Source organism: Pseudomonas sp. 2957 (genome assembly GCF_031456345.1).
GTDB lineage: Bacteria > Pseudomonadota > Gammaproteobacteria > Pseudomonadales > Pseudomonadaceae > Aquipseudomonas > Aquipseudomonas siliginis.
Genome location: NZ_JAVDUL010000002.1, coordinates 789,808 through 801,227, shown reverse-complemented (window position 1 = coordinate 801,227; position 11,420 = coordinate 789,808). Strand labels below are relative to the sequence as shown.

The window sequence follows — 11,420 nt, the reverse complement described above, 5'->3', positions numbered from 1 at the left end:
AGGGCGTCATCGGACGAAAGGCGAAGGGCACGGACCCTTCGCCTTTTTAAGCGTTTAAGCGCCGACTACGATCGGCCTTGCCAGAGGCGGGACGGCGGCGCTGACAGGCGCGATACCGGCTTCGAACTCTGGACGGAAGTATTTGATCGCGCTGCCCAGCGGCTCCACGGCTCCCGGTGCGTGAGCACAGAAGGTCTTGCCCGGGCCGAGGAAACCGACCAGACCCAGCAGGGTCTCGATGTCGCCCGGCTGGCCCTTGCCCTGTTCGATGGCCATCAGGAGCTTGACGCTCCATGGCAGACCATCGCGGCACGGGGTGCAGAAACCGCAGGATTCGCGAGCGAAGAACTGCTCCATGTTGCGCAGCAGCGAGACCATGTTGACGCTGTCGTCCACCGCCATCGCCAGACCGGTACCCATCCGGGTGCCGACCTTGGCGATACCGCCGGCGTACATTTGCGCGTCGAGGTGCTCCGGCAGGAGGAAACCGGTACCGGCACCCCCTGGTTGCCAGGCCTTGAGCTTGAAGCCGTCGCGCATGCCGCCGGCGTAATCTTCGAACAGTTCACGACCGGTGACGCCGAATGGCAGTTCCCACAGGCCCGGGTTCTTGACCTTGCCGGAGAAGCCCATGAGTTTGGTGCCCATGTCTTCGGAACCTTCGCGGGCCAACGATTTGTACCAGTCAACGCCGTCGGCAATGATCGCCGGCACGTTGCACAGGGTTTCGACGTTGTTCACGCAGGTCGGCTTGCCCCACACGCCGACGGCGGCAGGGAAGGGCGGTTTGGAGCGCGGGTTGGCGCGGCGGCCTTCAAGGGAGTTGATCAGTGCGGTTTCTTCACCGCAGATGTAACGCCCGGCGCCGGTGTGGACGAACAGCTCGAAATCGAAACCCGAACCGAGAATGTTCTTGCCCAGCAGGCCGGCCGCCTTGGCTTCTTCCACGGCACGGTTGAGGTGCTTGGCGGCGGTGGTGTATTCGCCGCGCAGGAAGATGTAGCCACGGTAGGTTTTCAGCGCGCGGGCACTGATCAGCATGCCTTCGATCAGCAGATGGGGCAGTTGCTCCATCAGCATGCGGTCTTTCCAGGTGTTCGGCTCCATTTCATCCGCGTTGCACAGCAGGTAGCGGATGTTGATGGATTCGTCCTTGGGCATCAGGCCCCACTTCACACCAGTGGGGAAGCCGGCACCGCCGCGACCCTTGAGGCCAGCGTCTTTGACGGTCTGGACGATCGCGTCCTGATCCATCTCGGCGAAGGCTTTGCGCGCAGCGGCGTAACCGTTCTTGGCCTGGTACTCGTCGAGCCACACGGCTTCGCCGTCATCGCGCAGACGCCAGGTCAGCGGGTGCGTCTCGGCCGAGCGCTGGATGCGGTTGGCTGGACCAAAAGATGTCAGGGTCATACGTAGCCCTCGAGCAGTTTGGCCACGCCAGCAGGCTGCACGTCGCCAAAGGTGTCGTCGTCGATCATCAGCGCCGGTGCCTTGTCGCAGTTGCCGAGGCAGCAGACAGGCAGCAGGGTGAAACGACCGTCGGCGGTGGTCTGACCCAGGCCGATGCCCAGATTGTTCTGGATTTCGCTGACCACCGACTCGTGGCCGCCGATGTAGCAGACCATGCTGTCGCAGACGCGAATGATGTGGCGGCCGACCGGCTGACGGAAGATCTGGCTGTAGAACGTCGCCACGCCTTCAACGTCGCTGGCCGGGATGCCGAGGATCTCGCCGATCGCGTACAGGGCGCCATCCGGCACCCAGCCGCGTTCCTTCTGCACGATCTTCAGGGCCTCGATCGACGCCGCGCGCGGGTCTTCGTAGTGATGCAGCTCGTGCTCGATGGCCGAGCGCTCGGTTTCACTCAAGGTGAAACGGTCTGTCTGGATAAGCGTGCTGTTCATGCTTAGCGGTCCACGTCGGCCATAACGAAGTCGATACTACCCAGGTACGCAATCAAGTCCGCGACCATGCTGCCTTTGATCACCGAAGGGATCTGTTGCAGGTGCGGGAAGCTCGGAGTACGGATCCGGGTACGGTAGCTCATGGTGCCGCCGTCGCTCGTCAGGTAATAACTGTTGATGCCCTTGGTCGCTTCGATCATCTGGAAGGATTCGTTGGCCGGCATGACCGGGCCCCACGAAACCTGCAGGAAGTGCGTGATCAGGGTTTCGATGTGCTGCAGCGTGCGCTCTTTCGGCGGCGGCGTGGTCAGCGGGTGATCCGCCTTGTACGGGCCTTCCGGCATGTTGCGCATGCATTGATCGATGATCTTGATGCTCTGGCGCATCTCTTCGACGCGGACCATGCAGCGGTCATAGGCATCGCCGTTGACGGCCAGTGGCACTTCGAATTCGAAGTTCTCGTAGCCCGAGTACGGACGCGCTTTGCGCAGGTCGAAATCGCAACCGGTCGAACGCAGGCCGGCACCGGTGACGCCCCATTCCAGGGCCTCTTTGGTGTTGTAGGCAGCGACGCCGACAGTACGCCCCTTGAGGATGCTGTTCTGCAGGGCGGCCTTGGTGTATTCGTCCAGACGCTTGGGCATCCACTCGACGAAATCCTTGACCAGTTTTTCCCAGCCGCGCGGCAGGTCGTGGGCGACGCCACCGATGCGGTACCAGGCCGGGTGCAGACGGAAACCGGTGATCGCCTCGATCACCGTGTACGCCTTCTGGCGGTCGGTGAAAGTGAAGAACACCGGGGTCATGGCGCCGACGTCCTGGATGTAGGTACCGAGGAACAGCAGGTGGCTGGTGATCCGGAAGAATTCGGCCATCATGATGCGGATGACATCGACCTTCTGCGGCACTTTGATGCCGGCGAGCTTCTCGACCGAGAGCACGTACGGCAGGTTGTTCATCACGCCGCCGAGGTAGTCGATACGGTCGGTGTACGGAATGTAGCTGTGCCAGGACTGACGCTCGCCCATCTTCTCGGCGCCACGGTGGTGGTATCCGATGTCCGGGACGCAGTCGACGATCTCTTCACCGTCCAGCTGCAGGATGATGCGGAACGCACCGTGCGCCGAAGGGTGGTTCGGGCCGAGGTTGAGGAACATGTAGTCCTCGTTGGCTCCGGAACGCTTCATGCCCCAGTCTTCCGGACGGAAACGCGCGGCTTCTTCCTCAAGCTGCTGCTTGGCGAGGTTGAGGCTGAACGGATCGAATTCGGTGGCGCGCGCCGGGAAGTCCTTGCGCAGCGGGTGACCTTCCCAGGTCGGCGGCATCATGATGCGCGACAGGTGCGGGTGGCCTTTGAAGTCGATGCCGAACATGTCCCAGACTTCGCGCTCGTACCAGTTGGCGTTGGGCCAGATGCTGGTGACGGAAGGCATGCTGAGGTCGCCTTCGGACAAGGCCACCTTGATCATCACGTCACTATTACGCTCCAGCGACATGAGGTGATAGAACACGGTGAAATCGGCGCCGGTCGGCAGCCCTTGACGCTTGGTGCGCAGACGCTCGTCCACGCCGTGCAGGTCATAGAGCATGACGTACGGCTTGGGCAGGTTGCGCAGGAAAGTCAGGACTTCAACCAGTTTGGCACGGGCCACCCAGAGCACCGGCATGCCGGTGCGGGTTGCCTGCGCGGTGAACGCTTCGGCGCCAAAACGGTTGTTCAGTTCGACGACCACATCCTGGTCGTCTGCCTTGTAAGGCGGGATGTACAGAGCACTGCCTGTAGTCATGGTTATTTTTTCGCTTTCGGTCAACGTAAAGAATGAAGCCAGCTTCTCGTTACTTGGAACAGAACTGGATCAGACTTCGTCAGGGCTGCGCAGATTGGTGACTGCGATTCGCTGTTCGCGGCGCTGTTCCTTCTGCGATGGCATGTCGGCGCGATATACGCCTTGATCACCAACGACCCAGGAAAGCGGACGACGCTCCTGTCCAATCGATTCCTGCAACAGCATCAAGCCTTGCAGAAATGCTTCCGGACGGGGCGGGCAGCCAGGTACGTAGACGTCCACGGGCAGGAACTTGTCCACCCCTTGAACCACGGAGTAGATGTCGTACATGCCGCCGGAGTTGGCGCACGAACCCATGGAGATAACCCATTTCGGTTCGAGCATTTGCTCGTAGAGACGCTGAATGATCGGCGCCATCTTGATGAAGCAGGTACCGGCGATAACCATGAAGTCGGCCTGACGCGGCGAGGCCCGGATGACTTCGGCGCCAAAGCGCGCGATGTCGTGGGGCGCCGTGAAGGCGGTGGTCATTTCCACGTAGCAGCACGACAGGCCGAAGTTGTACGGCCACAGGGAGTTCTTACGTCCCCAGTTGACCGCGCCACTCAGCACGTCTTCCAGCTTGCCCATGAAAATGTTTTTGTGGACTTGATCTTCTAACGGATCGGCAACGGTTTCCCGCTGGCCAATCGGATACTGCTCGTTAGGAGCATCGGGGTCGATCCTGGTGAGATTGTATTGCATTGCCAAAGCCTCATTGTTTCAGCTTCGCCTGCCGCTTGCGACGAGCTTCCGGAGCCCAGTCAAGGGCGCCCACTCGGAACAGGTAGACAAGACCTGCCAACAGAATTGCTATGAAAACGAGAGCTTCGACGAATCCGGTCCAGCCGCTTTCGCGGACGGACACAGACCATGCAAAGAGAAAGAGGGCTTCGATATCGAAGATCACGAAGAGCATCGCGACCAGATAGAATTTGGCTGAGAGCCGCAAGCGGGCGCCACCGGTAGGTAGCATGCCCGACTCGAACGGTTCGTTTTTGCTGCGACCCCAGGCTTTTGACCCGAGGAGGCTGGAGACGCCAAGCATGAAGGCACACAGGCCGACGACACCCAGAAGGAAAATGGCAAAGCCCCAGTTGTGGGCCATGAGTCCTGTCGCTTCGGGCATGCTGGTAATCCTTAACAGAGAGCAAAGGTCTCTGAGCTTGATAAAGAAATAAGGCAGTGACGATATGTCGCAGCAATCAATCGGGCTGATTTTATGGCTAAACACCCGGCAAGTAAAATTCCAAAGGCGAAATTATTTACCGGATTAAGGACATAGCGTCTCCTGAAGGCGCTGCGGCCCATGCGTTGCGGGCATTAGCCGGGTTTCCGTCAATTATGTTTTGTAGGCTTTGTAACGAACATAGTTGCCGCTAAATGATAATTGATATCGTTTGGAGTGGTTTTGTAACTGTTTAACCAGTGAGTGGCTGGGAAGTTGTCTTACTTGCGCATTACTGCAAGTAGCGAAGCCTACCGTTTTAGCGGAAATTTCTGACGCTTGTAGCGCTTCAGATCAATGTTCCATCTCTCGGCTGACGGTAGCCCTGTGGGAGCGAGCCTGCTCGCGAAAGCGGTGGATCAGCCTCCAGATGTGCAAGCTGACTTATCGCCTTCGCGAGCAGGCTCGCTCCCACAGGAAATTTATGGGGGCTTTGAGATTCCAACAGGCAAAAAAACGCCCCGATCCAGTCGGGGCGTCAGTCTTGCGGCTCTGCGGTTAGCTTTTTATTCGATCCGCAAAGGCCGTTTGCTCAGGTGAAGCCGAATCAGTGGAACTGTTCTTCTTCGGTCGAACCGGTCAGCGCGGTCACCGAGGACGAGCCGCCCTGGATCACGGTGGTCATGTCGTCGAAGTAGCCAGTGCCCACTTCCTGCTGGTGCGCAACGAAGGTGTAACCCTTGGCGGCGTCAGCGAATTCCTGCTCTTGCAGCTTCACGTAGGCGGTCATGTCGTTGCGGGCGTAGTCGTGCGCCAGGTTGAACATGCTGTGCCACATGTTGTGAATGCCGGCCAGGGTGATGAACTGGTGCTTGTAGCCCATGGCGGACAGTTCGCGCTGGAACTTGGCGATGGTCGCGTCGTCCAGGTTCTTCTTCCAGTTGAAGGAAGGCGAGCAGTTGTACGACAGCAGCTGGTCCGGGTATTCCTTTTTGATCGCTTCAGCGAAGCGACGGGCTTCTTCCAGATCCGGCTTGGCGGTTTCGCACCAGATCAGGTCGGCGTACGGTGCGTAAGCCAGGCCACGGGCGATCGCTTGATCCAGGCCGGCACGTACCTTGTAGAAACCTTCCTGAGTACGCTCGCCGGTCACGAATGGCTGATCGTACGGGTCGCAGTCGGAAGTCAGCAGGTCAGCCGCGTTGGCGTCGGTGCGGGCCAGAATGATGGTCGGCGTGCCGGCAACGTCAGCTGCCAGACGGGCAGCGGTCAGCTTCTGTACGGCTTCCTGGGTTGGCACCAGAACCTTGCCGCCCATGTGGCCGCACTTCTTCACCGAAGCCAGTTGGTCTTCGAAGTGAACGCCGGCGGCGCCTGCTTCGATCATGCTCTTCATCAGCTCGTAGGCGTTGAGTACGCCGCCGAAGCCGGCTTCAGCGTCGGCCACGATTGGCGCGAAGTAGTCGATGTAGCCTTCATCGCCCGGATTCTTGCCGGCCTTCCACTGGATCTGGTCAGCGCGACGGAACGAGTTGTTGATGCGCTTGACCACGGTCGGTACCGAGTCAACCGGGTACAGCGACTGATCCGGGTACATCGATTCGGCGGAGTTGTTGTCCGCAGCCACCTGCCAGCCGGACAGGTAGATCGCCTGGATACCGGCCTTGACCTGCTGAACAGCCTGGCCGCCGGTCAGGGCGCCCATGCAGTTGACGAAATCTTTCTCTGGACGGAAGGACGGCTTGGCACCCTGGGTAACCAGGTTCCACAGCTTCTCGGCGCCCATCTTCGCGAAGGTGTGCTCAGGCTGAACCGAGCCACGCAGGCGGACCACGTCGGCAGCGGAGTAAGTGCGAGTCACGCCTTTCCAGCGCGGGTTCTCGGCCCAGTCTTTTTCGAGGGCTGCAATTTGCTGTTCGCGTGTCAGTGCCATGGAGATAAACCTCGTCGCGTCTTTTATGAAAAGTTGTTCTGCGGTGGAAAATTCCTGCGCTCGCTGACCAGAAGCTTAGGTGGTCAAGTCGGATTCGGCGGGGTAGGCGACGGGATGAACGATGGGCTCGAGGGGAGGTGAGCAGGTAGTGGCGCGGTGCGGGCGCATTCCGGCGTCGTGGGCCTTTATACGGTCTGCAGCGTGAAGCCGGGTTACCTAAATACGCTTCCGTCCCTCGGGACAACTTCGTTCCAGTCGGCAACCTCGTCAAACACACCTTGTGGGCGGTACAGACACGAAACGGTTCGCGGGATAGGTGCGAACGGCGCTTCGAAGGCCCTTGCCAGGGCCTCTGATTAGCGGGAGCGAGGCCATCATGCCTTCGCTTTTTGGCCTCGTCAAACGTTTTGTAGTGCTTTTTTTAAGGCACTACATCTTTCGTCTAATACGACTAATCAGTCAGTTTTCGGTGCTTTAGTCCAGTGTGTCGACTTTCACCCGCAAGGTCATGTCATCCCGGCCTTGAGTCGAGTAGCTGCGGGTCAGCCCGTGTTTGTCGGCCTGAGTCTGGCTGTTGACGCCCGCCAGGGTGATCCATTCACCGAGGCGTCCGGTGACGGTTGTGTCGGTGCTTTGCACGTTCACTACATCGGGACGTTCCTGGCTCATGCGGTCACGGTTGGTACTGATCGCCAGATGAACGGTCTCGCCGGTAACGCTGGCGGTGACGTAGAAACCCTGGGTGACGTTGCGGTATTGGGTCTCGCTGCTGTAACCGCCGTAGGAGTCGCTCTGGGTGTTGGTGATCGGCACGCTCTGGCCAACCTGAATCAGCGCCGGAGTGCCTTCACTGGTCTGCACTTGCTGAACGCCGCCATTGCGGCTGGTGGTGCTGCGGCTGATGATCCGGGTCTGGTTCGGCTGGGCGCCGTTGACCGAATAACCTTCGTCGCCACGGCCATTGTTTTCGTTGGTGTCGACGGTGATCAGCAAGCGCTTCGGTGCGGTATCGAGTTGCGCCAGCAGATCTTTCAGTTCCTGTATCTTGCCCGGCTCGGCTTTGACGATCAGTTGATTGCCGTAAGCGCTGACCTGACCGTCCTGGCCGATGAAATCCTGCGCGACCGGCAATATGTCAGCGCTGGTGTGGTATTTGAGGGGGACGATTTCTGTGGCTGCCAGCACCGAAAAACTGCAGCCGAGCAGCAGGGTGGTGAGCAGGGTGCGTAGGGACATGTCCGTTATCTCCGCGTTCGAAAGGCTTGATATTGCCAGTTTGTCGGCTTGGGGTGGGGCAAGTTGAATCGTAGACAGCAAAACGCCCCGGCATCCGAAAATGGCGGGGCGTTTTGTGGTGTGCTGGCGGCCATTGTGGCGAGGGGATTTATCCCCGCTCGGCTGCGCAGCAGTCGCCGACCCATCGCGCTCGATTTAACTGACTCACCGAGTTTTCTGGATTTGGGGCTGCTTCGCAGCCCAGCGGGGATAAATCCCCTCGCCACAGGGATCTAGAGGTCTCGGAATCAGGCCGAATGCCGAACCATGTCGACATGCGGAATGCCGGCCTCGAGAAACTCCTCGCTGACCAGGCTGAAGCCCAGGCGTTCATAGAACGCCGTTGCCTGCACCTGAGCGCTGAGCTTTTGTTGCTTCAAGCCGCGCGCTTCGGCTTCGGCGATGACCGCTTGCATCAGCGCGTCACCGACCTTCATTCCGCGCCAGTCTTTGAGTACCGAAACCCGACCGATATGCCCATCGGGCAGCAGTCGCGCCGTGCCGATCGGGAAGTCGCCTTCGAACGCCAGAAAATGCACGGCGGTCGCGTCATCGGCGTCCCACTCAAGCTCGGGTGGCACCGATTGTTCGGCGATGAACACCGTTTCACGAATGCGCCGGATCTCGGCGATATCCTTCTGCCAGTCTGCGACACGAACGCGAATTTTATTCATCGGCGAACCCCAGGCTTCCTTGCTTGACCAGTTCGCAGAGCAGGCTGCGGCCGTCTTCGTCGCTCAGCCACTCGCCGAGGTTATCGGCGTGCAGAGCGTCAGCGGCGCAGATCAGCTTCAACAGTTCGCGCAGCTTGCCCGGCAGGTAGCGGCTCTGGCCACTAGCGAACAGCAGCAGATCGTCATCGACTTCCGACCAGGCCAGGCGCGCGCTCGGGTTGCGGATCAGCACGGCGCCGTCCTGCAGGGCGGCGAGGAAGTCTTCTTCTTCGACGTCTTCCGGGCCGACCACCAATTCGGGGTAGCGCGGCTCGGTCATGTACTGGCCGAACCAGGTCAGCAGCAGACGCTCGTCGCTCATGTGTTCGGCGAGCAGGCTTTTCAGACGATCCAGTGCATCGTGTTGAATCTGGTGCGGATCGACTGCCGGCTTGGCGTCGGCATCGGTGTAGCGCTCTTCGTCGGTCAGGAACTGGCTGAGGAAGTCGGTGAAGTGGGTCAGCACTTCAGCAGCGCTCGGCGCACGGAAGCCGACCGAGTAGGTCATGCAGTTGTCGACTGCGACGCCGCAATGGGCCAGACGCGGCGGCAGGTAGAGCATGTCGCCTGGCTCCAGCACCCATTCTTCGGTCTCGTGGAATTCAGCGAGGATGCGCAGGTCAGCGTGCTGCAGGAGCGGGCTCTCGGAATCGCACATCTGGCCGATTTTCCAGTTGCGCTTGCCATGGCCCTGCAGCAGGAACACATCGTAGTTGTCGAAATGCGGGCCGACGCTGCCACCCGGTGCGGCAAAGCTGATCATCACGTCATCGACGCGCCAGCTCGGCAGGAAGCGGAAGTTTTCCAGCAGTTCGCTGACTTCCGGCACGAACTGATCAACCGCTTGCACCAGCAGTGTCCACTCTTTTTCTGGCAATTTGCTGAACTCGTCTTCGGCGAACGGGCCGCGACGCAGTTCCCATGGACGCTCGCCATGTTCGATCACCAGGCGCGATTCGACTTCTTCTTCCAGGGCCAGGCCGGCCAGTTCGTCGGCGTCGATCGGGCTTTCGAAGTCAGGAATCGCCTGACGAATCAGCAGCGGTTTTTTCTGCCAGTAGTCACGCAGGAATTCGCGTGCTGTGAGGCCGCCCAGAAGTTGAAGAGGAATATCGGAATTCATATGTAACCTATTGAAAAAAAGCACTTTTCAGACGGGAATAAAAACGCCCGGCGCGGCCGGGCGTCTCAAACGGAGCAAACGGTCGATCAGATGCGTTTGGCTTGTGCCACTGCGTTGCCGATGTAGTTGGCCGGCGTCAGTTGCTTGAGCTCGGCTTTGGCTTCGGCTGGCATGTCCAGGCCATCGATGAAAGTCTGCAACGCTTCAGGGCTGATGCCCTTGCCGCGGGTCAGTTCTTTCAGCTTTTCGTACGGGTTTTCGATGTTGTAGCGACGCATCACGGTCTGGATCGGCTCAGCCAATACTTCCCAGCAAGCATCGAGGTCAGCGGCAATCTTCTGCTCGTTGAGCTCGAGTTTGCTGATGCCTTTGAGGCTGGCTTCGTAAGCGATCACGCTGTGGGCGAAGCCGACACCGAGGTTGCGCAGGACGGTGGAGTCGGTCAGGTCGCGCTGCCAGCGGGAGATCGGCAGCTTGCTCGCCAGGTGCTGGAACAATGCGTTGGCGATACCCAGGTTGCCTTCGGAGTTTTCGAAGTCGATCGGGTTGACCTTGTGCGGCATGGTCGACGAACCGATTTCACCAGCGATGGTGCGCTGCTTGAAATAACCCAAGGAGATATAGCCCCAGATGTCGCGGTCGAAGTCGATCAGGATGGTGTTGAAGCGTGCGATAGCGTCGAACAGCTCGGCGATGTAGTCGTGCGGTTCGATCTGCGTGGTGTACGGGTTGAAGCCCAGGCCCAGTTCGTCTTCGATGAAGGCGCGGGCGTTGGCTTCCCAGTCGATCTGCGGATAGGCCGACAGGTGCGCGTTGTAGTTGCCGACAGCGCCGTTGATCTTGCCCAGCAGCGGCACGGCAGCGACTTGAGCGATCTGACGCTCGAGACGGTAAACCACGTTGGCCAGTTCTTTACCCAGAGTAGTCGGCGAAGCCGGCTGGCCGTGGGTGCGCGACAGCATCGGCACGTCGGCGAAACGGATGGCCAGTTCGCGGATGGCGTTGGCGGTCTGGCGCATCAGCGGCAGCATCACGTCGTCACGACCTTCGCGCAGCATCAGGGCGTGGGACAGGTTGTTGATGTCTTCGCTGGTGCAGGCAAAGTGGATGAATTCGCTGACCTTGGCCAGCTCCGGCAGCTTGGCCGCCTGCTCTTTGAGCAGGTATTCGATCGCTTTGACGTCGTGGTTGGTGGTGCGCTCGATCTCTTTGACGCGCTCGGCGTGCTCCAGCGAGAAGTTTTCAGCCAGTTCATTGAGAACGGCGTTGGCCTCGGCGGAGAAGGCTGGCACTTCAGGGATGCCAGCGTGGGCGGCCAGGCGCTGAAGCCAACGCACTTCAACCAGAACGCGGGCACGGATCAGGCCGTACTCGCTGAAAATCGGGCGCAGGGCCTGGGTTTTGCCGGCGTAGCGGCCGTCAACAGGGGAAACCGCAGTGAGCGAAGAGAGCTGCATGGGGTGTTCTCGGACAGTCGG

At 59.9% G+C, this 11,420-nt stretch carries 10 protein-coding genes; all 10 read right to left on the bottom strand.

Features of this window, described 5'->3' with window-relative positions:
* Positions 1-54: 54 nt before the first annotated feature.
* A complete protein-coding gene (gene nuoF, locus J2Y39_RS09155; RefSeq protein ID WP_024013417.1) occupies positions 55-1,410 on the bottom strand; it encodes an NADH-quinone oxidoreductase subunit NuoF in 1,356 nt (451 codons plus the stop codon).
* Positions 1,407-1,904 carry an NADH-quinone oxidoreductase subunit NuoE gene (gene nuoE, locus J2Y39_RS09150; RefSeq protein ID WP_003223804.1) on the bottom strand — a complete coding sequence of 166 codons (498 nt, stop codon included), beginning with the start codon at positions 1,902-1,904 and terminating at the stop codon, positions 1,407-1,409. The genes nuoF and nuoE overlap by 4 nt, the downstream gene beginning before the upstream one ends.
* A gap of 2 nt (positions 1,905-1,906) precedes the next feature.
* Complete coding sequence (gene nuoC / locus J2Y39_RS09145; protein ID WP_076563524.1) at positions 1,907-3,691, bottom strand: NADH-quinone oxidoreductase subunit C/D; 1,785 nt, start codon at positions 3,689-3,691, stop codon at positions 1,907-1,909.
* 69 nt (positions 3,692-3,760) lie between these two features.
* The gene (locus tag J2Y39_RS09140; protein ID WP_016775278.1) at positions 3,761-4,435 is read right to left on the bottom strand and encodes an NADH-quinone oxidoreductase subunit B family protein; all 675 of its coding nucleotides are present in this window, start codon (positions 4,433-4,435) and stop codon (positions 3,761-3,763) included.
* A gap of 10 nt (positions 4,436-4,445) precedes the next feature.
* Entirely contained in the window at positions 4,446-4,859 is a 414-nt protein-coding gene (locus J2Y39_RS09135) for an NADH-quinone oxidoreductase subunit A (RefSeq protein WP_003223812.1), read from the bottom strand.
* 646 nt (positions 4,860-5,505) lie between these two features.
* Positions 5,506-6,831 carry an isocitrate lyase gene (gene aceA, locus J2Y39_RS09130; RefSeq protein WP_003223815.1) on the bottom strand — a complete coding sequence of 442 codons (1,326 nt, stop codon included), beginning with the start codon at positions 6,829-6,831 and terminating at the stop codon, positions 5,506-5,508.
* A 474-nt stretch (positions 6,832-7,305) separates the two neighbouring features.
* A complete protein-coding gene (locus tag J2Y39_RS09125) occupies positions 7,306-8,067 on the bottom strand; it encodes a secretin N-terminal domain-containing protein (protein WP_310216885.1) in 762 nt (253 codons plus the stop codon).
* 287 nt (positions 8,068-8,354) lie between these two features.
* A complete protein-coding gene (locus J2Y39_RS09120; RefSeq protein ID WP_016775275.1) occupies positions 8,355-8,780 on the bottom strand; it encodes a GNAT family N-acetyltransferase in 426 nt (141 codons plus the stop codon).
* Positions 8,773-9,942, bottom strand: a complete 1,170-nt coding sequence (locus tag J2Y39_RS09115) for a cupin domain-containing protein (RefSeq protein WP_016775274.1) — start codon at positions 9,940-9,942, stop codon at positions 8,773-8,775. The genes J2Y39_RS09120 and J2Y39_RS09115 overlap by 8 nt, the downstream gene beginning before the upstream one ends.
* An 86-nt stretch (positions 9,943-10,028) precedes the next feature.
* Complete coding sequence (gene purB, locus J2Y39_RS09110; protein ID WP_003223822.1) at positions 10,029-11,399, bottom strand: adenylosuccinate lyase; 1,371 nt, start codon at positions 11,397-11,399, stop codon at positions 10,029-10,031.
* Positions 11,400-11,420: the final 21 nt, after the last annotated feature.

What these genes read in the sequence shown, in the direction of transcription:
- purB (WP_003223822.1), bottom strand. Translation starts at nt 11,399, where the DNA reads ATGCAGCTCTCTTCGCTCACTGCGGTTTCCCCTGTTGACGGCCGCTAC.
- nuoF (WP_024013417.1), bottom strand. Translation starts at nt 1,410, where the DNA reads ATGACCCTGACATCTTTTGGTCCAGCCAACCGCATCCAGCGCTCGGCC.
- J2Y39_RS09125 (WP_310216885.1), bottom strand. Translation starts at nt 8,067, where the DNA reads ATGTCCCTACGCACCCTGCTCACCACCCTGCTGCTCGGCTGCAGTTTT.
- J2Y39_RS09120 (WP_016775275.1), bottom strand. Translation starts at nt 8,780, where the DNA reads ATGAATAAAATTCGCGTTCGTGTCGCAGACTGGCAGAAGGATATCGCC.
- J2Y39_RS09135 (WP_003223812.1), bottom strand. Translation starts at nt 4,859, where the DNA reads ATGCCCGAAGCGACAGGACTCATGGCCCACAACTGGGGCTTTGCCATT.
- nuoE (WP_003223804.1), bottom strand. Translation starts at nt 1,904, where the DNA reads ATGAACAGCACGCTTATCCAGACAGACCGTTTCACCTTGAGTGAAACC.
- aceA (WP_003223815.1), bottom strand. Translation starts at nt 6,831, where the DNA reads ATGGCACTGACACGCGAACAGCAAATTGCAGCCCTCGAAAAAGACTGG.
- J2Y39_RS09115 (WP_016775274.1), bottom strand. Translation starts at nt 9,942, where the DNA reads ATGAATTCCGATATTCCTCTTCAACTTCTGGGCGGCCTCACAGCACGC.
- J2Y39_RS09140 (WP_016775278.1), bottom strand. Translation starts at nt 4,435, where the DNA reads ATGCAATACAATCTCACCAGGATCGACCCCGATGCTCCTAACGAGCAG.
- nuoC (WP_076563524.1), bottom strand. Translation starts at nt 3,691, where the DNA reads ATGACTACAGGCAGTGCTCTGTACATCCCGCCTTACAAGGCAGACGAC.